The sequence below is a fragment of the Priestia sp. TRM10 genome (assembly GCF_057808375.1).
In genome coordinates, this window is sequence record NZ_JBJZOT010000003.1 from 34,577 (window position 1) to 57,963 (window position 23,387).

Here is a 23,387-nt window from a genome sequence, read left to right on the forward strand (position 1 = left end):
TTGAATTCTACAATGTCTTGAGATGAAAAAGTAAGCCCATCGAAAATCGATGGGCTTACTTTTTTACTGCTACTCGTTCTCATCTTCACGATCAAACCAAAGGAGTTCTTGATTATCTACATCTCCATTATAGTTAATAAGAATCTCTTCTCCTGCTTGGATATCCGTATAAGCGTAAAAATCAAAGGTATGATTTTCAAAATTAATTTTATAAGTAGCATTAGGTGTATACGAATGATTAAACAGCATACCATAGCCTAGAAGAATAGCTGTATGATTTACACCATATTCAAAAGCATAGTCCGCAAGTGCTGTCTTCTCAATGTGTTCATGCTCTTTATTAGGATAAGGGATAACAGGTGCTTCATGAAGAAGCGTCCCTTTCTTGATATCTTGCTTAGCGAATACACCTCTATTGAATTCTCCATCGCTTAGCGCAGATGTTTTTATTTCAATCATACTTGTCACCTATATATTCTTTCCTCAAAGATTTTGTTCTTCGTTAAGCTTGACAGTTTAGGGTGATAAAATCAACTATTTGATTCTGGTGCAAAAACTTTAGAACAATTGCAAGTAATCTATGAATTTAGTAAGGGCATAAAACCTAGGATTTTTATGCCCTCTTTTTATGTTGGAGAAGTGAGGAAAGCTTGATAGTTCAACAATGTATAAAATCTTACATAACGAAAAAAAAGGAAAAGTCCAGATCCTTTGTGATACAAAGGATCTGGACTTTTCTGACTTCCCCTAAGATACATTATATAAATTGGAAATGTATAGGATATGCATGGTTCTTTCTACAACTAAAAGTGCAGGGTAGTTCAAATTTTGATGTATGTTTTTTACTTTCCTAATATTAAATCATGTCAAGGATAGCATTGACTTGATATAATGTATCATGGAAACAGGAAGTAGGTAGAAAGAATACTTCTAGTGATGTAATACTGAAAATGCAGGGAGATGGAAAGATTTATGGAGAATGAAAAAGGAGAAATCAGTTCTGCTAAATTAATGTGGAAAATGACGCGACCTCATACATTAACAGCAACATTTGCTCCTGTCGTATTAGGGACAGTTGCAGCCCTTTATGAAACCAAGATTAATTGGTTTTTATTTATGGCGATGATGCTGGCATGTTTAGCATTGCAAATCGCAACGAACTTATTTAATGAATATTATGATTTTAAACGTGGATTAGATACTGCTGATTCTGTTGGAATTGGTGGTGGAATCGTTCGTCATGGATTGAAGCCAAAAAATGTTTTAACCGTTGCTATTTTATTGTATATTGTGGCAGCATTTATCGGTGTGTATATTTGCATGAATAGTAGCTGGTGGTTAGTGGTCATCGGTTTATTTGGGATGGCAGTGGGCTATTTATATACAGGCGGCCCATTACCAATTGCGTATACGCCACTTGGAGAGTTACTTTCTGGATTGTCAATGGGTACAGGTTTTGTATTAATTTCTTTCTTTATTCAAACTAATACGTTAACAGTTGAAAGTATATTGATTTCCATTCCGATTGGAATTTTAGTAGGGGCAATCAACATGTCTAATAACATCCGAGATATTGATGAAGACATTAAAGGTGGAAGAAAAACGTTGGCTATCCTCCTTGGGAGAGAGAAAGCAGTGGTAACGCTAGCTATTTCCTTTTTAGTTTCCTATTTATGGATAGTGATGATTGTGATAATGGGATATGTAAGCCCTTGGTTATTAATTATGTTCTTGGGTTTGAAGACGCCAATTTCTGCAATTCAAGGTTTTCGAAAAGGAGCAAAAGAACCTCAATATATGCGTGTAGCAATGAAATCAACAGCGATAACAAATACGGTTTTTGCCTTTCTGTTATCAACAGGATTATTAATCAGTTATCTGTTTTAAATAGAAAAGCATTCCCAAATGGTAGAGGGGATGCTTTTTTTATTTATTTGCCGATTCCCAGTCTCAAAGAGGTAAGAAAGTTGGGGATACTCATTCTTATTCAATAAACGGGGTGCTTTAATTGAGCAAGAAACAGAAAACTTTTAACTTACTATAACGAGAATTATGTTAACTAAAGATGAATAGTTTACAACGGAGTAAAAACGGAAAACTTTACTGACCATGCCCAGTAAGGTTTTCTGTTGCAAAATTATACACTATGAGGTGATGCTATATTGCATCTTGAGTAGTTTACTCAAGCGATAAAAGTTTATTCATGACATGCAAATTATTTAAAAGAAAATTAATATATATAAATTATTGATTCATACAGAGCGAAGGAATTTTCGATAGTGATACCGATGAGTTAAGAAAATCAAAATAGGAGGGACAGACGTGGTCGATACCCCGATAAGTAAAACAACAACCCAAGATACAGACGCTATTTTTTAGTGTCCATATTTCGGGTTGTCATTCAATTGAGTGGGTACTTTTTAATTCGATTTATTTATCTGTTTGTTCTGTTTGCCACCATAATGAATCTTTTGGATTTTCAACAGCTTCTTTGTACTCAGCCTTAGAAGCAACTGTAGGGTAAGAACCTTTTAAAGATTTACCTGAAGTATCTTTAAATAAAGTTAATACAACTATTAAACCAATTAAACTAACGGCTAATAAATAGAAGCCTGGCGCCAAATTATTTCCTGTCACATGGACTAACCAAGCAGCCACTAAAGGTGTTGTTCCACCAAAAATAGAGACTGATATGTTGAATGTCCATGATAATGTACGATATCTAATGTTAGTATGGAACAACGTAGGTAAAGATCCTGGCATAGTACCTTCATATACAGATAAAACAATACCTAACATTAAAAGTCCTATAAATAGGAAGGCCATACTTCCCATATTAAGAATTTGGAAAGAGAAAATGGAAAATACAATTCCCAATATTAATCCAATGGTTATAACTCGTTTATTTCCTAATTTATCTCCTAGTCTGCCAAAAGTTATAGCGAAAGGTACCATAATAATCAATACAATGGCTGTGATCGGTGTACTGATCGTATCACTTATCCCAATGTTTTCATCTAAATAAGAAGGCATATAACCTAACAACAGGTAATTGGTTATATTGAAGAATGCCACAAATACAATACATAAGAAGATATCTTTTTTATATGTTTTAATGACTTCTAATAAACCTGGTTGTTGTTCTTGGTTCTCAGAAATGTCATTTTCAAAGATTGGTGTTTCTTCTAAATGACGTCTCAAATATAAACCAAATAATCCTATTGGAATACTCAAGAAGAAAGGAATTCTCCATCCCCAACTATTCATCTGAGCATCAGATAAAGTCCAAAAAAGGACTGTAGCTAAAATAGAAGCTATGATATAACCAGATAATGTGCCAATTTCTAGACCACTACCTAATCTTATACGTTTATTATCTGGGGAAGATTCAGCAATATATACCATTGCACCAGCATACTCTCCACCCACCGAAAAACCTTGTAGGATACGAGCTAAGAGTAATAATATAGGAGCCCATATCCCAATCTGATCATATGTAGGAAGTAACCCTATTATTAAAGTAGATAAAGCCATCATTAAAATAGTAGTCGTTAATACTATTTTTCGACCAAATTTATCCCCAATTTTACCGAAAATAATGCCCCCTACGGGTCTCAGTAAAAAGGCAATGGCAAATGTAGCAAAAGTAAATATTAACTTTAATTCATCGTTTTGAACGGGACTGAAAAAGTTTTGACTAATAATAACTGCCAAATAAGAATATAAAGCAAAGTCAAACCATTCCATCGCATTTCCTATCCCTGTAGCAAACACGCTTTTCTTAGCTTGTTGCATGTTTACAACGTTGATTTTTTCCTTGTTAAATTTCATTTAATTATGTCAACTCCAACTGTGTGATTCCATAAATCTGGGTGTATTTTCCTAAAATTTGCACCCACCCAATTTTCTCACGTCTTTTATGTTAACATACATTTTTGTAACACTCAGTGGATATGCTTTAAAGAAATTAAAAATATTAAACAATTTAATTTTTAATATTCCCAAAGTGTCTGTGAGATATCCTCCAGAAATGAATGATGGAAATCCTCTATTTCATGTGGATGCATAGCCTTTTTTGAATATCGATGCTGATCACTAAACCTATTGATGGGAAATCGTGAAGGCTTTTTTATTTGTAAGTGAATAAGAAAAAGAGTGTCGTCAGACAGTCAATCATTTTTTTACTTCAAGCAAGCGAGGCGGGTATTTACATCGCAAATAAGGTGCGGTGCTTGAACCAGTAGAAATATGGGTCAATGAGAAGCATTTGGACATGTTTAGATATAGAAAAAAGCCGTTGAGATTATTAATTCCAACGGCTTTTATTTCTGATAACAAAGATTATGATAATTAAAAAAATCTATCTTATACTATAAGAAATCTAACGTTTTTATGATTATTTATATGTCTCTAGGATAAAGCAGTCATAACATTTATCCTCAATACCTGTACAAGTAGCAATTATTTCGCTTTGTCCATTTGAATGAATATAAGAAATGTCATGATTGACAGAACGATTAACACGTGGGCAATAGGTAATCCGTCGCTGTAATTTTAAATTTTTCTTCATAGAAAACCTTCACTTTCTTTGATGAACTTTCAATAAGATCATTAAGATTGTTCTTGATTATAAATGAAAAATATTCTATTCGTCTTTACCCTTTATGGCTGTCATAATAAACCGAGAAATATAAATGGGAAGAGTTATCCTAAATTCAATAAAAGAGTCATCCCTATTATTTGGAACAAAAACAAAGTATCATTAAAAGTATACTTAAGAGGAAAAAGTACAACTCATGTTATACTAGAGGAAAAGAAACAATCATGGAGGATATAATGACAAAACGATTAGATTTACGTGTCGATTTTGCCTTTAAATCTCTTTTTGGAACGCATGGAAATGAATCCATCTTAGCTGCCTTTTTAAATGCAGCTCTACGTTTACCAGAGGAAAAGAAAATTACGACCGTTCACTTATTAGATCCACATTTTAATAAGGAATATCAAGAAGATAAACGATCCATCCTAGATGTTCATGCCCAATTAGAAGATGGAACCCGTATAAACATTGAAATTCAACTTAATAATAAACATGATATGGAAAAAAGAACGCTTTACTATTGGTCTAAGATGTATAGCAGTCAAATGAAGGAAGGAATGGACTATGGGGAGTTATGTCAAACGATTACCATTAATATTGTAAACTTCCGTTACTTATCCCATATCAACCACTATCATTCTGTCTTCCAATTATACGAAAGAGAAGAAAAGTTATTATTAACAGATATGTTAGAAATTCATTTTATGGAACTTCCCAAACTACTTATTAAGTGGCGTAGAAAAGAAGTCGATCCGAGAGAAGATCAATTAGTAAGATGGTTATTATTACTTGAAGCATCGGAAGATGAAGAAATCACTCAAGTACTGGAGGAGATTGCGATGCAAGAAGATCAAGTACTGAAAAAAGCAATAGACGAATGGGAACGTGTGAGTCAAGATCCGGAAGTTTTACTAGCTTATGAAGCAAGAAGAAAGGCTTTATTGGATGAAAAATCTGCATTAAAACGAGCCGAAAGCAGAGGGGAAGAAAAAGGAAGAAAGGAAACCATTAAAAATATGGCTCTAGGTATGATTCAAAAAGGCATAGACAATGAAACCATAAGTGATCTTACAGGTCTTACCCAAGAGGAGATTAATAACCTTCGACATCAATAAATTTAATGAAAAAAGGATTACCTATCGGAGTATAAGGTAATCTTTTTTTATTTATGTACTCTCACTTCTTAGAATGCATAATTAAACAGCCCATAATACAAAGGACCAAGCAAGATAAGAGTAGTGACTAACATAAGGATAAATCGAATGGATGTAGGTATCCCTTCAAGCTCTTCATTCCTTACGCCCTTAATAAGGCTAAATACAATATCCCAAATGAGACCTCCAACAAATACAAGCTTCCATACAAATGGTGTAAACATGATTGTATGAGTGACATATCCAAAAAGTCCAAGCCAAGTGAAGATGGAGATAATGAAATCAACCATATAGAAAAGCGTTTTTTCTCCTTTAATTAAAAAACCAATTGCTGCAGTTCCTAATAAACCTAAATAAACGTGCCAAAATATTTCTACCATAACTTATTTCCTTTTCTTTCATATTTTTCTATTGTAATTCTTTCCAAAGAAAAAAGGAATTTCTTTATTTTGTTAAGTTTTGAGTTTAAGAGTATTCCAAAAGTTATGTACTCCTTGGGAAACAAAGAGGCTATGGCTTTCTAACTTCCTCGAAGATGGATTATGTAAACTAATTTTGTATAGTTTATACATAGTGCTTTATGGTTTGCCTTTTGATAAAATGGGATTAATAGGAAGTTAGAGAGGTAGAAATGGAGATGGTCTAAGGAGGAGTAGAAAATGGAATTTATTATGCTTTTATTTGTTTTTCTTATTTTGATTGTCATTAGTTCATTCTTAAATATAATTTTTAAACTGACAGCAAAAAGAGATTGGCTTATGTCTTTATTGTTCAGTATAGTTTTATCAATTATAACAGTTGCAATTTTAGGATAACACGAAGGAAGAGAGAAACTAAAATTTCAACTTGCAGTCATACATATTCGAAAAGCCGTTGGAACTAAGGATTCCAACGGCTTTTCTTCTGATAAATCTCATTATGTTAACTAAGTTTGTATATCATACACAACTAAAAAATCGTATAGGGATGATGGACGCCCAAAGCCTTTCCTTACCCCGTTATTTTTATATCTTTACCCACGCCACTTTCCTTCTTATTAATTTCCTTTCTCGACCAATAAGACGCCAGAATGGATCCGTTGATGACATGTAACGTGACAGCCACAGCGCCGGGCAAGGCCGTTAGGGGAGAAGCAGCGAAGTGTGTTTTGGCAAGAGATACTCCTAATCCAGCGTTTTGGATTCCGACTTCAATTGAAATGGCTCTTCTTGTCTCTATATCTAGCTTCATTAAAATCCCGACCAAATAGCCAATAAATAATCCCAATATGTTATGTAAAAGGACGCTTACAAAAATAATCATTCCCGAAGAGGCAATATTGTCTCTATTCCCAGAAACAACCGCCGCACAAACAAGAGCAATCGCGATAACAGAGATTAACGGCAGGACTGCCCCACCCTTTTCAACAATGTTTGGAATGATTTTCTGAATCAGGAATCCTAAGGCAATGGGGAGGATGATTACTTTAATAATAGATACAAACATTCCCATTGGGTCAACTGGCATCCACTGCCCTGCTAAGAAATAGAGAAGGGTTGGTGTAAGAATTGGCGCCAACATGGTCGATAAGGATGTCATTGCAATCGACAGCGCCGTATTTCCTTTCGCAAGATAGACCATAACATTTGATGACGTACCACCAGGGACACATCCAACTAAAATAATCCCCGCAGCCAATTCCGGTGGAAGGTTTAACAAGATGGCGATTCCTAATGCGAGCAAAGGCATAATCGTAAATTGTGCTAACACGCCAACAATGACAGGCTTTGGATTCGTAAGAACCATCTTAAAATCAACTGGTTTTAATGTCATTCCTACACCAAACATGACAATCATGAGTAGAGTAGTAATGTAAGACCCTAACCAGACAAACTGTTCAGGCCAACTAAACGCTGCGATGGCAAATAAAATAGATATAACACTGAAGTACTTATTCGCCAATGTACTGATTTGATTTACTAAATTCATTGCTGTTCATTCTCCAATCTTTTTAGTCATTTTTAATTTTCATAGATTTTTTTATTGTTTCCTCCCCTTTTATTTGCATAATTTTGAGATAAATTGTTAGTTATTATAACCTTAAGAATTTTGAAAGTCCATATTATTCAGAAAATAAATTTGATTGTCGAGTAATGAAGGACGTCTTCACGTCTCCTCCTCCTTATATAAACATTTCTCTCTTCTTTTCTCTTAAGGGCATTTTTTTATATTTCAGCTTTGAAGCTGATAAAGGAAAAGAGGGCATCGGCTATGCTCTCTTTTTCCTGTGTTTTTATTTTTTTGTAGTTGTCCAAATTGACAACTACACCTCCGGTCAATGCGATTCGAGAGATGGCTTTTTTCTTTCATTTTGAGCAACCGAAGGGCGGAGAGAACAAGGCAACATTGCGAAGCTTTGTTGCATCTTGTTCGACCTTAAAATGATGTGAAGCTTCATTTTTAAGCACCATATTGGCAACACAAATACGGTGCTTGTACTAGTTTTACTTCTGATAAAACTCATTATATTAACTAAAATCGCATAGAGTATTCATTATATATTAGGGAGAATAATTTACTTTATATGGTATTGTATAAACAAAAAGGAGGTCGAAAACATTAATAAAAATATTCGGCTTGTAATTGGTTTAATTGGTAATATTATACTGTGTTTTTATGGAGTAAGAGGTTTATTAATAGATGAACCAATACCATTTACTTCTTATCTTTTTGCAATAGGTGGCCTTATCGGAATTATTGCGCTTATTCTGGAATTAAAAAAGAAAGCTTCTACTTAATTTAGAATCTTAAAATGAATATAAATTGCTACGTTTAGAGTTAATGCTCTAAGTATTTTTTATATAGTAGGAACAGTCATAAAGATATACTTAAAGGGAAATAAAAAGTTTGGAGTTAGTATAATTTATTTAAACAAGGGATAAATATTCTATAAAGAAACCAAAGGAGGAGTTCTTTCTAAAAGAAAGAACTTCTCTTTTACACAATAGCTATTTTATTCATTTTTCTCCTTCATATTAAAGAGGAGAAAATATATACTGATGCAAAAATAGTATATACCTGCCAAAGATAAAGTAACCATAGCACTAGATGAAAAATCTTTATGGTTAATAAATAAGTTATATAACATGAATATAATTATAAAAATAATAGGTGACACAATAAGGAGTAATTTAAATAATAATTTGTTACTTGTACTCACTATAGCCCTCTTTACTCAGCAAAAGCACATTTTGTTCCATAATACGTAAGTGTAGTAATTAAACCGGCAACACTAGTACCAACAAAATATTTTACAGCTAATTTTGCAGCTTCCTTAAAAGCATGTTTTTTTATGTAGTTAGCAATTCCACCATTTATAGCTACTTGAACAGCATTTACTCCAAAAAAGTCAATAAGAGACGATTTCATACAACTCCAATAGGCTGAAGTGCTCATTGTACTCATTGTTTGTCCCTCACCATTAATCTCCTCTTCTAACATATCAATGGTTTCTGAATCTCCATATTTATCTCTAATTTTATCAAAGTCAAAGTTTATAACATTACCATTCTCGTCATTTATTGCGGCTTTTTCATAAATAAACTCAAAATCCTCTTTATATTGCTGAACCCTCTTATCATAATCGTCACTTGCAATCATTTCTTTATTAGCTGCTTTTGCATTTGATATAGGCACACACGCTATAGTAAAAGCTAATAATAAACTAGTATAAAAATACTACGCTGTCTCATTCTAACATCCTCCATTTAAATTTTTTAACTAAATTAAATATTTACTATATGTATAACGTAACAAAAATCATTTAATGTATAAATAGGGATAAACTTACGGTTTTTACATGGTAATAAAATGAAGTTAAGGGATAATAAGGAATGTATTTGTTTCTAATACAAAGTTTTGCAGATTAAAGGTTAGTCATGATTGGTTACATCGACATTTGTTTGAGGTTCAAAAAACCATGGTTTTTGAGATGGGTCAGGAATAAGTAACTTTTCTCTTTTTCTTTTGCACTAAAAATTCGTCAGTACAATAACCATAATAACTTAATCAAATGGTATATTATTCATATAAATAATATGCTTTCACTTTTTTGGAGTGATAGTATTAGTATATGCAAGATTTAGAGATTAATTAAAATTACCTTGAAGTTTTTTCATCAAAATCATATTATTCATCTTTCCTTTGAAGTAGAAAACATTTCTGGAAGAGTTACAAATCTTGTTCCTTTAGATTGAAGTTGAGGAATGATTAGATCAAGAGCTTTCACAGAACCCTCTAATTTCGCTCCAGATGGTGCAGAATGTTGTAAGATTATACTTCCAGGAAAAGCATTAGCAAATACTTTTTCAGTAATAGCCTCTGCACTGATTCCTTTCCAATCTAATGTATCTATACTCCATTGAATAATCATAAATCTTTGCTCATTAGCCCATTTCAGATGCTCTTCATTGATAAAGCCATAAGGGGGACGGATGAATTTTGGAAAATATCCAGTTAACTTTTGGATCATTTCTCCTGTTTTTAGAATTTGATTATGATATTCTTCATTGCTTATCTTTACGAAATTGGGATGATCATATGAATGATTCCCCACTATATGCCCCTCTGCTGCCATTCTTTTTACAACATTAGGATGCTTCTCAACATTTTCACCTAATAAGAAAAAAGTAGCTTTAACGCCATATTTTTTTAATTTATCTAATATGAGAGGAGTATGCACCAAATCTGGACCATCATCAAATGTGAGAGCAACTTCAGCTTTATTATACGGACCTGAAAATGCATAGGCATACTTCTCTACCCATGAAAAAGGTGTCCATGATCCTCTCACATCCTCTTTTAAGTATGGAGTTGGGGTGAAGTTTCTAGGAAAATAGTGTATTTGATTTGTTTTAATGGAAGGATGGAATGTATTCCAACTTTGTGGGTAATGTGATGTAGGGATTCTATACTGTGGATAATAATAAGGATATCCTTGAAAAGGGACTGGCATTCGTAGTCTATCTAGGGGATTAAAATAATTCATCATTGAAATACCTCCTAAGTTTATTATACATACTTTCAATGCAGATTCTTTCCATTATACGTAAACAACACTTTCTTATTCAGTTTCCAAATATAATGAACGATACCTTAATAATTTATATGTCGAGAAACTTATAATAAACTACATTCAAAAGAAAAAAACACCTGACAAAGCCGACTTTGATTCTTAAAAATACTCAAAAGAATGTACTTAGGTTAATAAACTTGTTTAATAACTTCCTAAACAAAGAATCCTAATATTTACAAAATGATATTACTTTTTAGGTTTTTTATAATGATTCTAGTCCGAAAACTTTTAAAAATTGTAATTAATCACTCAATTTCGGATGTATGGATACTATTACTCTAAAATAAGTTTAATAATATCCCAAAAACCACGGTTTTTGAGACATTCCCCTGCTTCTTCTCTTTATTCCTCAATCGTAACTTATTTTTGTATCAAAATTCGTCTCAAAATCTTTGTATTATAAAAGAACATATTTGATACTAGGTAAATTATTAATATAGTAAGAAAATCACCAAAGCTATACCTTGGTGATTTTCTTACTTCATATAAATTAACCTATATACGGGTGGGGAAAATGAAATCAAATAATAAAAAAATAGAACTTGATATTTTTCTTCTCTTAAAAAGCTTCATTATCCTTAGTTGTAACATTTTCAACAAAAGCGAAATTTAGAGATAAACACAACTAAATTCCCATTTAAAAGTGTATGGTTCTGAAAAGAGAATAATAGGCACTTTTCTAATAAAAAATCTGATTTCAGTTTTAATGTTTTTGATTTTAGCATTAGGTGTTGCTTCACCTTCCTATAATCATTCGTCTGCGGAGGAATCAACTGATTCTATAGAAGTGATTAGTAATGTGATTGAAGAATTTACAGATGAGAATTTAGAGGTCACTGTCTTTAGTGAAAAGATGGCTAAAGTAGAAACACTGGTAAATGCAATTGAAGAGTTAGATAAAAAAATAGGACCATTCGAACCGTATTTATTTCCATTTTAGGTACTATGATTTGATTTTCGCAAAATCTATTGACTTTGATAATCATTATCAATTACTGTGTTGTTTAGAGTGATAATGAAAATCTTTATCAATTAAATTTAAAATTGTTTAAGGAGTGAGTATTTATGGTATCAGTAACTGCATCATATTCGGATAATTCAGTATTATTAGCTTCACAGGAAAAAAGGGAATCGAATGCGAGGTCATATCCTAGACGTCTTCCTCTAGCGATTAAACAGGCTGAAGGTGTATATGTAACAGATATGGATGGAAAACAATACATCGATTGCCTAGCAGGAGCAGGCACCCTTGCTTTAGGACATAATCATGCTGTGATCCATGAAGCAATTCAAAAGGTGCTAGCTTCAAAACTTCCATTACATACACTTGATCTCACAACATCTGTAAAAGAGAAATTTGTTGATGAATTATTTGCTTCCTTACCAGCTTCGTTTGCTGAAAAAGCAAAGATTCAATTTTGTGGACCTACAGGCGGAGATGCAATTGAGGCTGCTTTGAAATTAGTAAAAACAGCTACTGGGAATCGATCGATTTTATCATTCCAAGGAGGTTATCATGGTTCAACACATGGAACCTTAAGTGTAAGTGGAACCTTAGGGCCAAAAAAGAATATTCATGCCCTTGTCCCAGATACACATTTTCTACCATATCCATATGAATATCGTTGTCCTTTTGGTATTGGAAAAGAAGGACATAAGGTGAGCAGCACCTATATTGAAAATTTACTAGATGACCCTGAAAGTGGAATTGTTACTCCGGCAGCCATTATTGTCGAAGTCGTTCAAGGGGAAGGCGGTTCCATCCCAGCGCCGATTGAGTGGTTAAAGGAGCTTCGGCGAATCACGAAGGAACGAAATATTCCGTTAATCATTGATGAGGTACAAACCGGAATTGGTCGTACAGGAAAAATGTTTGCCTTCGAGCACGCAGGGATTGAACCAGATGTTCTTGTGTTATCAAAAGCGATTGGAGGAAGTCTTCCATTATCAGTGATACTTTATGACCGCAGCCTTGACCAGTGGGAACCAGGAGCACATATTGGAACATTCAGAGGAAATCAAATGGCGATGGCAACTGGTCAAGCAGGCTTAGAGTATATTAAAGGGCATTATCTGCCTGAGAAGGCTGCTGAGAATGGAGCATATTTCATGAAACAGCTACGTGCATTTCAAAAAGAGATGTCATCAATAGGTAATGTAAGAGGACGCGGACTGATGATTGGAGTGGAGATTGTTAATCCAAAAGCACAAGCCAATCAACTAGGAAGCTATCCAGCATACCCTGAACTTGCAAGTGAAATTCAACAGGAATGCTTTAAACGCGGCTTAATTTTAGAGGTTGGCGGTCGATTTGGCACAGTGGTTCGCTTATTACCGCCTCTCATCATGACAAAAGAGCAAATTGATGACGTATTACAACGTTTCTATGAATCTATAAAAAAAGCTGAAGCCCAGTTCGGATTGCGTTAGTAGGTGATAGAAATGAATACGAATTTTGAACAATGGTTTCTGTATCCAGGTGAGCAAAGCGAAAAAACCTTTCATGAACTAATCGAAAGTACTGTCAGGCTCATAGCAAACGCAAAGATCGACAAACCATTTACTGGAACTTCACGTGAAGACATTGAAGAGATGGCAAGAAAAGTAACGCATATGCCTGCAAGTGGACAGCAAATGGAAGCTGTTATGAAAGACATTCATGATGTCGCCAAACATTCGTTATGGATTTCTCATCCTTCAGCAATGGCGCACCTTCATTGTCCGCCATTGCTGCCATCGATTGCTGCAGAAGTGATTATAGGGGCACTAAATCAATCAATGGATTCATGGGATCAAAGCCCAGCTGCAACGTATGTTGAAGAAGAGGTTCTGAAATATTTTATGAAACAAATTGGTTATCCAGCGAAGGCGGATGGAGTATTTACAAGTGGCGGGACACAGTCCAATTACATGGGATTGCTGCTTGCTCGAAACCAAGCCTGCCGGACCTATTTTTCTGTCAATGCTCAGAGAGATGGACTCCCGGTTGAGGCTAGCAAACTGCGTATTCTTTGCTCAGAGCATGCACATTTTACAGTTCAGCAATCAGCTGCTCAACTCGGTCTAGGTATTCATTCGGTTGTAAAAGTGAAAACAAACGATCAGCAACAGCTTTGCTTAGATGATGCGAGGAAAAACCTTGAACAGCTACAAAAAGAGGGGTTAATCCCGTTTGCGATTGTTGCAACTGCTGGAACAACTGATTTTGGAAGTATCGACAATCTAAAAGAAATTGCCGACCTAGTGGATACGTATCAATTATGGCTGCACGTCGATGCGGCCTATGGGGGGGCCTTGTTATTTTCTCATCAATACAGGCATCTACTTAATCATTTGTCGGAAGCAGATTCGATTACCATTGACTTCCATAAGCTTTACTATCAAACAATTAGCTGCGGGGCTTTTTTTGTCAAAGATAAACAATCTTTTCAACACATTATGTACCATGCGGATTACTTAAATCCTGAAGAAGATCATGAAGAAGGCATTATCAATCTTGTTGAAAAAAGTGTTCAGACAACGAAACGATTTGATGCGTTAAAAGTCCTCATGACTTTTAAGTTACTAGGTACGGATATGTTTGGAAAAATGATAGATTATACGATTCAATTAGCAAGAGAAACGGCTGATCTTTTACGTCAGCATAATTTTGACGTTCTTCATGAACCAAGGTTGAATGCGGTATTATTCCGTCTTCTCCCTGAATACGTTGACGATCCACACTTTGTCAATCAGCTAAATCTTGAATTGCAGCGCTATTTCTACCAAAGTGGAGAGCTAATCATGGCAAAAACAAAGCAAAATGGAAAGGTATATTTAAAATTTACGATGCTTCATCCGTTAAATTCGCTTAAAAACATGAAAAACCATGTTGAAAACATCAAACAGATTGGAAAGAAAATCGAGAGTGAGAAAGGCGAGAAAGTCTATGAATATTCCGTTCATTACTAATCATTTAACGATGCAAAATCTATTAAATTGCTATATTAAGGAAACAGGTAAAGGAGAATGGGAGGAAGCTATACATGTAGAGCTTCCTTTGAAAGATAAGTTTGAGTGTGTGCTTGTGATTCCTTTTGCTAATCAGTCTGTAACGTTATATATACCAGTTCGCTATAAATCGGAAACAGGACGTCATTTATTTTCACCAAATATGTACTACCAAGTAACGAATGATGAAGTAAAGCAGCTAGATTTTTTAACGTTAATTTCTTATCTGCAAAAGGATTTAGCTGAAGCATCTACGAATCCTGTACAAACGGAAGAGCTGATGCTTCGAACAATTCTAAGCTATCAAACGATGAAAGGGATTCTCTCGCATCGTAGAAATGACCTTGAAGAATCCTATCAGGTGGAAAAAAGCTTTCTTCAATCAGAGCAGTCACTGTTAATTGGTCATCAAGTTCACCCAACACCAAAAAGTCGTCAAGGAATTGATGAAGACGAGGAACATATCTATGCTCCTGAACGAAAAGGTGCCTTTCAGCTTCATTATTTCCAAGTGAAAAAAGAACTGGTGGAGGAAGATTCCATTTTACCTCAAACAGCGACAATGTTAATTAAAGAAGAATTAACAAGAGATCCATCCATTACAAAATCTTTTAAAGAACAATATTGCAAGGAGGATGACTATTCTTTAATCCCTATTCATCCTTTACAAGCAAGAAAGTTACTTGGAAGAAAGGGGGTTCACAAACAAATTCAATTAGGGAACCTTTCCTACTTAGGACCACAGGGACGCGAGTTTTATCCAACGTCCTCGGTACGAACGGTTTACCATGAGGAAGCCAGGTATATGTTTAAGTTTTCAATTCCAGTAAAAATAACGAACTCGCTGCGAATCAATAAGCGAAAAGAGCTTGATCGTGGAGTGGAAGTGAGCCGTTTGCTCCAACAAGTATTAACAACCGGGTTAAACGATTTGCACCCTTCATTCAATATTATTGAAGATCCTGCCTATATAACGGTGAAGCTTGGTCAAGACAAAGAGTCAGGTTTTGAGGTTGTCATTCGTGAGAATCCTTTTCAGTCAGGTTATACACAAAGAACAACGTTACTTGCAGGTCTTTGTCAGGACCATATCGAAGGCGGGAATTCCCACCTCGCAAATATTATTTATCACCTTGCTGAACAAAAACAGATTTCAACTGAGCAAGCAAGTGAGGAGTGGTTTCGCCGTTATCTAAACATAAGCCTGCATCCGCTTTATTGGATGTATGCTACCTATGGGATTGCTCTTGAAGCACACCAGCAGAATTCAGTGGTCAAATTAGATGAGGATGGCTACCCTGCAACGTTTTATTACCGTGATAACCAAGGATATTACTTTATGGAATCACGTGCACAACAGTTAAAGCAAGTGATTCCAACTTTAAATGATAAAAGCGATACCATTTGTACCGATTCGATTGCAGAGGAGCGTTTTCGTTATTATTTCTTTTTCAACCACCTATTTGGGTTAATCAATGCCTTTGGCGTTAGTCGTCTGGCTGAAGAACATCAATTATTAAGGCTGTTAAAAGAAGAATTACATGACTTATTCGAGCAATATGGTGACTTTACGAATCTTATAAATTCTTTATTACATGAAGAAACGCTGCCATGTAAGGCCAATCTCTTAACGAGAGTACATAATATGGATGAGTTGGTCGGATCCCTTGAGACACAATCTGTCTACGTATCTGTTGAAAATCCACTGTTTAAAAGGGCAGGTGAGCTTTATGAAGTCTAATCTGGCACTAAAGCAAACCTATCCTATTGAGCATTGTGATCCAATTCGAAAACTTATTCTTACGTATCGCGAAGTCACAATAAAGGATGTGAGCCTGCTTCATTCCTGGATGCATGAGATCCATGTGATTCCCTATTGGAAGCTGGATCTGCCATTTGAAAAATATAAAAAACATGTCGAGGCATTTTTGGCAGATGATCATCAAACATTATTGATTGGGGAAATCAACGGCTCTCCAATGAGTTATTGGGAGTCCTACTGGGTCAAAGATGATGTGATTGGCAATTATTATGAGTTTGATCGATTTGATCAGGGGCTTCATTTGTTAATTGGACCTAAAGAGTATTTAGGGAAAGGGTATATTTATCCATTGCTGCTGACAATCTTATTTCATAAATTCAAAGTGTCTGAAACGAGGAAAATTATCGTAGAACCAGATATCCGAAATGAAAAAATGATTCATGTGTTTAAAAAATGCGGATTTACCCCTATCAAAGAGGTTGAACTTCCCGATAAAACTGGATTATTGATGTTTTGTGAAAGAGGCGTGTTTGAAAGGAGATGGACGGATTGGCAACAAAACAAATTTTAGATGTCATCGGAATCGGAATCGGTCCGTTTAATCTAGGATTAGCAGCATTATTAGAAAAAACAGAATGCAAATCATTATTTTTTGATAAAAAACCGCAATTTGAATGGCATCCTGGGATGTTATTAGAAGGAACAACTCTCCAAGTCCCATTTATGGCAGACGCTGTTACAATGGTGGATCCAACAAGTAAGTTTAGCTTTTTAAATTATTTACATGAGCAAAAACGGTTATATCAGTTTTACTTTTTGGAGAAGTTTCATATCCCGCGAAATGAGTATAATCATTATTGTCAATGGGTTGCAGAACAGCTTCCACAGCTTCAATTTGATTCAGAGGTTGAGGGGATTGAACGGACAGAGGAAGGCTATTACCGTGTGAAAGTTTATTCCCTTAGTAAGGAGGAAAGAAAAACCTATGTGACAAAGCATGTTGTGCTTGGAATCGGTACGAAGCCATATATTCCGGAAAGATTTCAAATGGCGGATTGTGATCAGATCTTTCACTCATCTGACTATATGAAGAAACGGAATAAAGCTCTCGATGCTAACTCTGTCACGGTTATTGGCTCAGGACAAAGTGCAGCCGAAATTTTCTATGATCTCTTATCTAAGCAGCCAGATCATTCCTATGAATTATCCTGGTATACAAGATCAAAGGGCTTTTATCCGATGGAGTATTCGAAGTTAGGGCTAGAGCATTTTTCACCTGAGTACACAAACTATTTTTATAAGCTGACCGAAGAGAAGAAGCAAGGGGTTTTAGCCAATCAAGCCCTATTATACAAAGGAATTAGTTTTTCAACGATTGCTGATATTTATGATTTAATGTATGAGCGATCGGTTAGCAATAAGAAACCAAACATCCACCTTCAAGCGTTAACAGAACTAGTTTCTATAGAGGAATGGGATGATTATTTACAGTTATCGCTCTATCAGTATGAACAAGAAGCTAATAAACAAGTAAACTCTGATGTTGTTATTCTAGCAACTGGGTATCATCCATATATTCCAGATTTCTTAAAGGGAATTGAGTCTCAACTTGAGTGGGATGAAAACAGCCAGTTACAGATTACAGAAGGTTATAAAGTAAAAACAAAGATGGAAGGAAACAATCATCTCTTTGTTCAAAATGGTGAGTTACATACACACGGAGTGGGTGCTCCAGATCTAGGTCTTGGTGCGTTTAGAAGTGCAACGATTATTAACCAAATTGCTGGTAAAAAGATTTATCAAACATATGAAAAAAATGTATTTCAACAATTTGGAATGTAGGAAGCGAATGTGACAACTGTCCAAAAAGGCTTTATCTATCTTTGTTTGCTTTCAACTCTTATATCAGAAATGCTTCTATCCCCTTTTTTTCCACAGCTATTTTCGACGTATTTTCAAGTGGAAGGGGTTCAAGCAACAAGCTTGTATATAAGTGTGTGTCGAATTGTTGTAATTGTTATGACACCAATATGGTCTATTTTTCTAAAAAAATGGGGTCTCAAACTGATCATTCCTGTGGGATTGTTCGCAATGGGAGGCTGTAAATTCCTTCTTCCCACCGTTACTAGCTTTGAACAGTTTTTACTAGTCTCTATTCTATTATTGTTTTTTCAAAGCAGTATCTATTTACTTTATCCAGCATTAGTGGCAGCCAGTAAAAATGAACAAGAAAAGCTAAAAGGAACAACAACGTACTTATTCATCTTCCATGGAAGCGTGATTGTATCAGGGCTACTTGGCAGTTTTGCGATCAATCAATCACTGCCATTGAATAGCTATTATATCTTTGCTTTCTGTGATCTTGTTCTTGCAATTGGCTGCTGGCTATATCTGCCGAAGCAAACGAGACAGGCAGGCTCTGAAGAAAAGAAAAAAGACGCTCATAAAGAGAATAGATGGCAAGGAGAATTAATCGTCTATTTGCTGATTGTCTTTCTGTTCTTCCTAGGTCATCAAGCAATTCGCCCTTACTTAACAATGTTTCTTGAACAGAATTATACTCTGTCTAATCAAAGTTTAAGTCTGATGTATGTTATGCCTAGTCTTGTTGCGATCTTTTTACAAGGATTATTACCAAGAGGGTTTTTAAAAGCACATATTCGTGTGATTTTACTTGCTTTAACAGGATTAACAGGCATTATGGTCTTTCTTCAGACCACTGTCGATCAAGTTTGGAGCTTTATTTTCGTACGAGTCATATACAGTGTTGGTTTTTTTGTCAGTTTAATCGGAATGGATTTGCTCTTTTTTCAATTAGGAATTGGGAAGAGATCACCGCTTTCCTATAGCCTTGTGATTTCAACCCAAAACATCGCGTTGTTGTTTGCACCGATGTCATCATTAGTCATGGTCGAATTAAGTGGCTTTAAAGGACCGTTCCTCGTAAGTGGATTGCTATTAATTGGCTCCGCGATAGGCTTGTTCCTACTGTTTTATATACCTATTAAGTCTTCAATCTATATTAAAAAAAAGGGAGTTGGACAACGTGAAGATATGTGATACACCTTTAACCATGTTAACAAAAGAAAATTGGATTCATGCCGATAAGAAGTTATTAGCGAAGATGCTTCAGGAATTTATTTATGAAGAAATTTTCGTGCCAGATGTATTGAGTGAGGAAAACGGCATTCGTACGTATGAATGGGAGGATAAAAAAGGAAAGGTTTATCACTTCCAGGCAAAGGCACGTTTGTTTGATAGTGTTTCTGTTATTCCTGATAGTATTAGGATTTTAAAAAATGATGACAAGGATATCCCAATTGCTTTATCTCTTTTACTTAGTATTCAAGAAGAAGGAAAGATGTCAGGATCTACGACTGGCCATTTGGTTCGCGAATACTTACACACACTACTAGCAGATACTCATATACAAGAAAAATCAAAGACTGCTGAAAAGCTAGTATATATGGACTACGCAGAACTTGAAGGAGAAATGACTGGTCATCCATGGATTACATATAATAAAGGACGAATCGGATTTGGCTATGATGATTACGTTCAATTTGCACCAGAACAAAAGAAACAAGTGAATCTTTCATGGATTGCCGTTCATAAAAACATTGGAACCTTTCACTCAGTTGAAGGGTTATCCCATGATCAAGTGATCGATGAAGAGCTAGGAGAGGAAGAGCGCCAACGATTTACTAAGCGATTACAAGCAATGAATGTTCAGCCAGAGCATTACTATTTTATGCCGATTCACCTTTGGCAGTGGAATCAGTCGATTGTCCCGATGTTTGCTGCGGAAATTGCTAAGCAGGAGCTCATTCCATTAGGAGAAGGCGGAGACGAATACCTTCCACAGCAGTCAATTCGAACTTTTGTCAATATGAGCAATAAGGAAAAGTATCATGTGAAATTACCAATGAGTATTTTAAACACATTAGTTTACCGTGGTTTACCTGGTGAGAGAACCGTGATTGCACCTGAAGTTACGACATTTATGAAAAACATTCTTGAAAATGACTCCTTCTTAAAAGATGAATGCCGACTCGGATTACTAGGAGAAGTCGCTACCATGAATGTCGACCAACCAACCTTTCATGCTGTAAAAGGAGCTCCTTACCAGTATCTAGAGTTGCTTGGTGTTGTTTGGAGGGAGAGCATTTATAACGAATTAAGGGATGAAGAACAAGCAATCACGCTTGCTTCCTTATTACATGTCGATCATGAAGGGACACCATTCGTTTCTAAGCTTATTGAAAAATCCGGCTTGACGGTTGAGGAATGGGTTAACAAGCTTGCCAAAGCAATTTTACCACCTCTGCTTCACTACTTATATCAATATGGAACGGTGTTTTCACCGCATGGGCAGAACACGGTTCTTGTATTAAAGGACTATACGCCTGAACGAACAATCATGAAGGATTTTGTTGACGATGTCAATGTTAGTGATCAACCATTCCCTGAGCTAAAGGGTCTTTCAGACAGAATGAAACAAGTGCTGCGAAGTGAAGAGCCAGAAGGTTTAACACAATTTATTTTAACAGGGTTATTCATTTGTCATTTCCGTTATTTAAGTAACATTTTAGAAGAAAAGGAAGCCTTTTCTGAACATACATTTTGGGGAATTATGAGAGAGGAAATCCTTTCATATCAACAAAGATTTCCGCATTTACAGGAGCGCTATCAGTTATTTGATTTACTGCGTCCAACGTTTACAAAATTAACATTAAATCGCAACCGGATGTTTGATTATGGATATGAAGATGATGACGATCGTCCTCATGCTAGTGAGTTTGGGGTAGTAACAAATGCCCTACATATTGACGTAGCAGAAAAAATGGGAAAAGTTGAAGTGAAATAAGATAAGTGCAAATTAGGATAGGTGAAAAATAAATGGTTTTTTTGATACTAAGAGGGTTACTTTATATCATTTTATTAAGCTTGAAACCATTTAAAAAACGATTAACAAAGCGAATTCCTTTTATCAAGGAGTTCGTTTTGTTAATCGTTTAGGCATTGTTTTATTCGATTAAATGGCACAAAGTTAGCATAACATGATGAATATTCTTTAAGAAATTTATTATTTCATTTTACAACGTTCATCTTTTAAATTGTACATGTGCTATTTATATTCTAAAGCTTATAGTTTTTGAGACAATGTAATAACACCTTTAATTCCTCCTCAATTACATTTTATTTTTGTATCAAAATCCATCTCTAAATCTATGTATCATAAGGGAGTGTTTTTGGCATAATAAAAAGGTTCTGGTGCAAGGGTTACATCTCTTTAAAAGAGCTATATAGATTTCTAATGGAATCTGTTTTTATGCTGTCGTTCAAATAGTTGATGAATGAACTTTACTTGATTTTGGACAGACTTGTCCTGTAAAGTAAGTTGTCCTTTTTTAATGATATGCATCACTTCTATTCGCGAAAGAATAGATTTGGCTGTACGAGAAGATTTCAATCCTAACATCGAACAAACTCTCTTTTTAATAAAACGATGATCTTGCTCTACAATATTATTAAGATATTTTACCTGCCTTATTTGGATACCTACGGGCATCTTTTTCCCTTTCTTTAGCTCTTTAATTGCTATAGGATAGGCTGGGTTCTTGTCTATTGTGTATTTATAAGTGTAAAAACAAACCTGTATTAAAATGATGTCTATTTTAATACAGGTTTGTTTGTTTAGATAAATGTGTATTAAAAAATAAAAATAAGCAGATGAAAAACAATTGAAAGCGCTTAATACACTTTATTGGCACGGAAATTGCAATGATAATTAGTGGAAAGCTTTAAAAGAGGGGAGAAGAAATATATGATTTCAGTAATTATTAGTGGACATGGAGATTTTGCTACAGCATTAGAAGGATCTTCAAGAATGATATTTGGGAAGGAAGATAATCTAGTTGCAGTGCCCTTTTTAAAAGGAGAAGGCACCCAAACACTTCAAGAAAAGTACAAAGAGGTGCTAGGGAAAATTCCAGTGGCAAACGAAGTGCTTTTTTTGGTTGATATTTTTGGGGGCACTCCTTATAACGCGGCTACTCCATATATTCTTAAAAACAAAACAGCAGATATGGTATCTGGCGTGAACTTGCCTATATTATTAGAAGTATTAGCTATGCGAGAACATGTCACATTAAAGGAAATGCTAGGAAGATTAAAGCAAGTAAATGAAGAGAGTTTTCAAGTGTGCAGCGAACATTTAGAAAAAATTCAAAAAACCAGTCAAATTGGAGAGGATGGATTATTATGAAAATCGTTTTAGCAAGAATTGATGATCGTTTTATTCATGGGCAGGTATTAACAAGATGGATAAAGACAAATGCAGCAGACCGAATTATCGTTGTTTCAGATGAAGTGGCAGCAGACGAAATGAGAAAAACACTCATTCTTTCTGTCGCTCCTTCGAACGTAAAAGCGAGTGTTGTCTCTATCTCTAAAATGGAAAAAGCCTTCCATAGTCCACGTTATCAGAATACAACAGCCATGCTTTTGTTTGAAAGTCCATCCGATATTGTGGCTCTTATTGAAGCTGGGGTACCTATCGAAACAGTAAACGTAGGGGGCATGCGTTTTGCTAATGAAAGAAAACAAATCACAAAATCTGTAAGCGTTACCAAGAAAGATATCCATGCTTTTGAAAAGTTACATGAATTAGGTGTAAAGCTTGAGTTACGCCAATTGCCATCAGATTCTAGTGAGAATTTTATTCAAGTACTCAGAAATGAAACAAAAATCAAATAGGGAGATGAA

Annotated in this window: 19 protein-coding genes and 1 pseudogene; 13 read left to right on the forward strand and 7 right to left on the reverse strand. The window is 35.1% G+C overall.

The window, feature by feature from the left end; translation table 11 throughout:
* Positions 1–69 precede the first annotated feature (69 nt).
* The gene (locus ACK3CR_RS03815) at positions 70–459 is read right to left on the reverse strand and encodes an SET domain-containing protein (RefSeq protein WP_243520602.1); all 390 of its coding nucleotides are present in this window, start codon (positions 457–459) and stop codon (positions 70–72) included.
* A gap of 513 nt (positions 460–972) precedes the next feature.
* Here ACK3CR_RS03815 and ACK3CR_RS03820 point away from each other — a divergent pair.
* Positions 973–1,887, forward strand: a complete 915-nt coding sequence (locus tag ACK3CR_RS03820; RefSeq protein WP_328125250.1) for a 1,4-dihydroxy-2-naphthoate polyprenyltransferase — start codon at positions 973–975, stop codon at positions 1,885–1,887.
* Between the two features lie 543 nt (positions 1,888–2,430).
* Here the strand turns inward: ACK3CR_RS03820 and ACK3CR_RS03825 are convergent.
* Positions 2,431–3,831 carry an MFS transporter gene (locus ACK3CR_RS03825; protein WP_328125251.1) on the reverse strand — a complete coding sequence of 467 codons (1,401 nt, stop codon included), beginning with the start codon at positions 3,829–3,831 and terminating at the stop codon, positions 2,431–2,433.
* A 1,005-nt stretch (positions 3,832–4,836) separates the two neighbouring features.
* Between ACK3CR_RS03825 and ACK3CR_RS03830 the strand changes: the two genes are divergently transcribed.
* Positions 4,837–5,715: an Rpn family recombination-promoting nuclease/putative transposase gene (locus ACK3CR_RS03830; RefSeq protein WP_480381061.1), complete on the forward strand. Its 879-nt coding sequence runs from the start codon at positions 4,837–4,839 to the stop codon at positions 5,713–5,715.
* A 68-nt stretch (positions 5,716–5,783) separates the two neighbouring features.
* On the opposite strand, the gene ACK3CR_RS03835 is transcribed toward ACK3CR_RS03830, so the two are convergent.
* Positions 5,784–6,134, reverse strand: a complete 351-nt coding sequence (locus ACK3CR_RS03835; RefSeq protein WP_243520470.1) for a hypothetical protein — start codon at positions 6,132–6,134, stop codon at positions 5,784–5,786.
* 279 nt (positions 6,135–6,413) lie between these two features.
* Between ACK3CR_RS03835 and ACK3CR_RS03840 the strand changes: the two genes are divergently transcribed.
* Positions 6,414–6,569 (forward strand): hypothetical protein, encoded by a 156-nt coding sequence (locus ACK3CR_RS03840; protein WP_243520472.1) that lies wholly within the window; start codon positions 6,414–6,416, stop codon positions 6,567–6,569.
* Between the two features lie 175 nt (positions 6,570–6,744).
* Here ACK3CR_RS03840 and ACK3CR_RS03845 read toward each other — a convergent pair whose 3' ends face one another.
* From ACK3CR_RS03845 to ACK3CR_RS03855, 3 genes are all read right to left on the reverse strand, one after another.
* Entirely contained in the window at positions 6,745–7,722 is a 978-nt protein-coding gene (locus tag ACK3CR_RS03845; protein WP_328125054.1) for a bile acid:sodium symporter family protein, read from the reverse strand.
* A gap of 1,242 nt (positions 7,723–8,964) precedes the next feature.
* The gene (locus tag ACK3CR_RS03850; protein WP_328125055.1) at positions 8,965–9,393 is read right to left on the reverse strand and encodes a hypothetical protein; all 429 of its coding nucleotides are present in this window, start codon (positions 9,391–9,393) and stop codon (positions 8,965–8,967) included.
* 532 nt (positions 9,394–9,925) lie between these two features.
* A complete protein-coding gene (locus tag ACK3CR_RS03855; protein WP_328125056.1) occupies positions 9,926–10,783 on the reverse strand; it encodes a peptidoglycan-N-acetylglucosamine deacetylase in 858 nt (285 codons plus the stop codon).
* A gap of 796 nt (positions 10,784–11,579) precedes the next feature.
* On the opposite strand from ACK3CR_RS03855, the gene ACK3CR_RS03860 reads away from it, so the two are divergent.
* The 8 genes from ACK3CR_RS03860 (at position 11,580) to ACK3CR_RS03895 (ending at position 21,486) form a co-directional block, all read left to right on the forward strand.
* Positions 11,580–11,807 (forward strand): hypothetical protein, encoded by a 228-nt coding sequence (locus ACK3CR_RS03860; RefSeq protein WP_243520480.1) that lies wholly within the window; start codon positions 11,580–11,582, stop codon positions 11,805–11,807.
* 125 nt (positions 11,808–11,932) lie between these two features.
* Positions 11,933–13,297 (forward strand): aspartate aminotransferase family protein, encoded by a 1,365-nt coding sequence (locus ACK3CR_RS03865; protein WP_328125057.1) that lies wholly within the window; start codon positions 11,933–11,935, stop codon positions 13,295–13,297.
* A 12-nt stretch (positions 13,298–13,309) separates the two neighbouring features.
* Positions 13,310–14,818 (forward strand): pyridoxal phosphate-dependent decarboxylase family protein, encoded by a 1,509-nt coding sequence (locus tag ACK3CR_RS03870; RefSeq protein ID WP_488974814.1) that lies wholly within the window; start codon positions 13,310–13,312, stop codon positions 14,816–14,818.
* Positions 14,796–16,598 (forward strand): IucA/IucC family protein, encoded by a 1,803-nt coding sequence (locus ACK3CR_RS03875; protein ID WP_488974815.1) that lies wholly within the window; start codon positions 14,796–14,798, stop codon positions 16,596–16,598. Before ACK3CR_RS03870 ends, ACK3CR_RS03875 begins: the two co-directional genes overlap by 23 nt.
* Entirely contained in the window at positions 16,588–17,190 is a 603-nt protein-coding gene (locus tag ACK3CR_RS03880; RefSeq protein WP_243520487.1) for a GNAT family N-acetyltransferase, read from the forward strand. Before ACK3CR_RS03875 ends, ACK3CR_RS03880 begins: the two co-directional genes overlap by 11 nt.
* Positions 17,160–18,461 (forward strand): lysine N(6)-hydroxylase/L-ornithine N(5)-oxygenase family protein, encoded by a 1,302-nt coding sequence (locus ACK3CR_RS03885; protein WP_328125060.1) that lies wholly within the window; start codon positions 17,160–17,162, stop codon positions 18,459–18,461. The genes ACK3CR_RS03880 and ACK3CR_RS03885 overlap by 31 nt, the downstream gene beginning before the upstream one ends.
* Positions 18,462–18,470: 9 nt before the next feature.
* Positions 18,471–19,679 (forward strand): MFS transporter, encoded by a 1,209-nt coding sequence (locus ACK3CR_RS03890; protein WP_328125061.1) that lies wholly within the window; start codon positions 18,471–18,473, stop codon positions 19,677–19,679.
* Positions 19,666–21,486, forward strand: a complete 1,821-nt coding sequence (locus ACK3CR_RS03895) for an IucA/IucC family protein (protein ID WP_488974816.1) — start codon at positions 19,666–19,668, stop codon at positions 21,484–21,486. The genes ACK3CR_RS03890 and ACK3CR_RS03895 overlap by 14 nt, the downstream gene beginning before the upstream one ends.
* A gap of 447 nt (positions 21,487–21,933) precedes the next feature.
* On the opposite strand, the pseudogene ACK3CR_RS03900 reads toward ACK3CR_RS03895, so the two are convergent.
* Positions 21,934–22,251 (reverse strand): annotated as a pseudogene (locus ACK3CR_RS03900) (DDE-type integrase/transposase/recombinase); the annotation flags it as partial.
* A 195-nt stretch (positions 22,252–22,446) separates the two neighbouring features.
* Here ACK3CR_RS03900 and ACK3CR_RS03905 point away from each other — a divergent pair.
* A complete protein-coding gene (locus tag ACK3CR_RS03905) occupies positions 22,447–22,887 on the forward strand; it encodes a mannose/fructose/sorbose PTS transporter subunit IIA (RefSeq protein WP_328125063.1) in 441 nt (146 codons plus the stop codon).
* Positions 22,884–23,378 (forward strand): PTS sugar transporter subunit IIB, encoded by a 495-nt coding sequence (locus ACK3CR_RS03910; protein ID WP_328125064.1) that lies wholly within the window; start codon positions 22,884–22,886, stop codon positions 23,376–23,378. Before ACK3CR_RS03905 ends, ACK3CR_RS03910 begins: the two co-directional genes overlap by 4 nt.
* Positions 23,379–23,387 lie beyond the last annotated feature (9 nt).

Excerpts from the sequence above, each read along its gene's own strand:
- ACK3CR_RS03815 (WP_243520602.1), bottom strand. The coding sequence starts at position 459 with ATGATTGAAATAAAAACATCTGCGCTAAGCGATGGAGAATTCAATAGA.
- ACK3CR_RS03820 (WP_328125250.1), top strand. The coding sequence starts at position 973 with ATGGAGAATGAAAAAGGAGAAATCAGTTCTGCTAAATTAATGTGGAAA.
- ACK3CR_RS03825 (WP_328125251.1), bottom strand. The coding sequence starts at position 3,831 with ATGAAATTTAACAAGGAAAAAATCAACGTTGTAAACATGCAACAAGCT.
- ACK3CR_RS03830 (WP_480381061.1), top strand. The coding sequence starts at position 4,837 with ATGACAAAACGATTAGATTTACGTGTCGATTTTGCCTTTAAATCTCTT.
- ACK3CR_RS03835 (WP_243520470.1), bottom strand. The coding sequence starts at position 6,134 with ATGGTAGAAATATTTTGGCACGTTTATTTAGGTTTATTAGGAACTGCA.
- ACK3CR_RS03840 (WP_243520472.1), top strand. The coding sequence starts at position 6,414 with ATGGAATTTATTATGCTTTTATTTGTTTTTCTTATTTTGATTGTCATT.
- ACK3CR_RS03845 (WP_328125054.1), bottom strand. The coding sequence starts at position 7,722 with ATGAATTTAGTAAATCAAATCAGTACATTGGCGAATAAGTACTTCAGT.
- ACK3CR_RS03850 (WP_328125055.1), bottom strand. The coding sequence starts at position 9,393 with ATGATTGCAAGTGACGATTATGATAAGAGGGTTCAGCAATATAAAGAG.
- ACK3CR_RS03855 (WP_328125056.1), bottom strand. The coding sequence starts at position 10,783 with ATGATGAATTATTTTAATCCCCTAGATAGACTACGAATGCCAGTCCCT.
- ACK3CR_RS03865 (WP_328125057.1), top strand. The coding sequence starts at position 11,933 with ATGGTATCAGTAACTGCATCATATTCGGATAATTCAGTATTATTAGCT.
- ACK3CR_RS03870 (WP_488974814.1), top strand. The coding sequence starts at position 13,310 with ATGAATACGAATTTTGAACAATGGTTTCTGTATCCAGGTGAGCAAAGC.
- ACK3CR_RS03875 (WP_488974815.1), top strand. The coding sequence starts at position 14,796 with ATGAATATTCCGTTCATTACTAATCATTTAACGATGCAAAATCTATTA.
- ACK3CR_RS03880 (WP_243520487.1), top strand. The coding sequence starts at position 16,588 with ATGAAGTCTAATCTGGCACTAAAGCAAACCTATCCTATTGAGCATTGT.
- ACK3CR_RS03885 (WP_328125060.1), top strand. The coding sequence starts at position 17,160 with ATGGACGGATTGGCAACAAAACAAATTTTAGATGTCATCGGAATCGGA.
- ACK3CR_RS03905 (WP_328125063.1), top strand. The coding sequence starts at position 22,447 with ATGATTTCAGTAATTATTAGTGGACATGGAGATTTTGCTACAGCATTA.
- ACK3CR_RS03910 (WP_328125064.1), top strand. The coding sequence starts at position 22,884 with ATGAAAATCGTTTTAGCAAGAATTGATGATCGTTTTATTCATGGGCAG.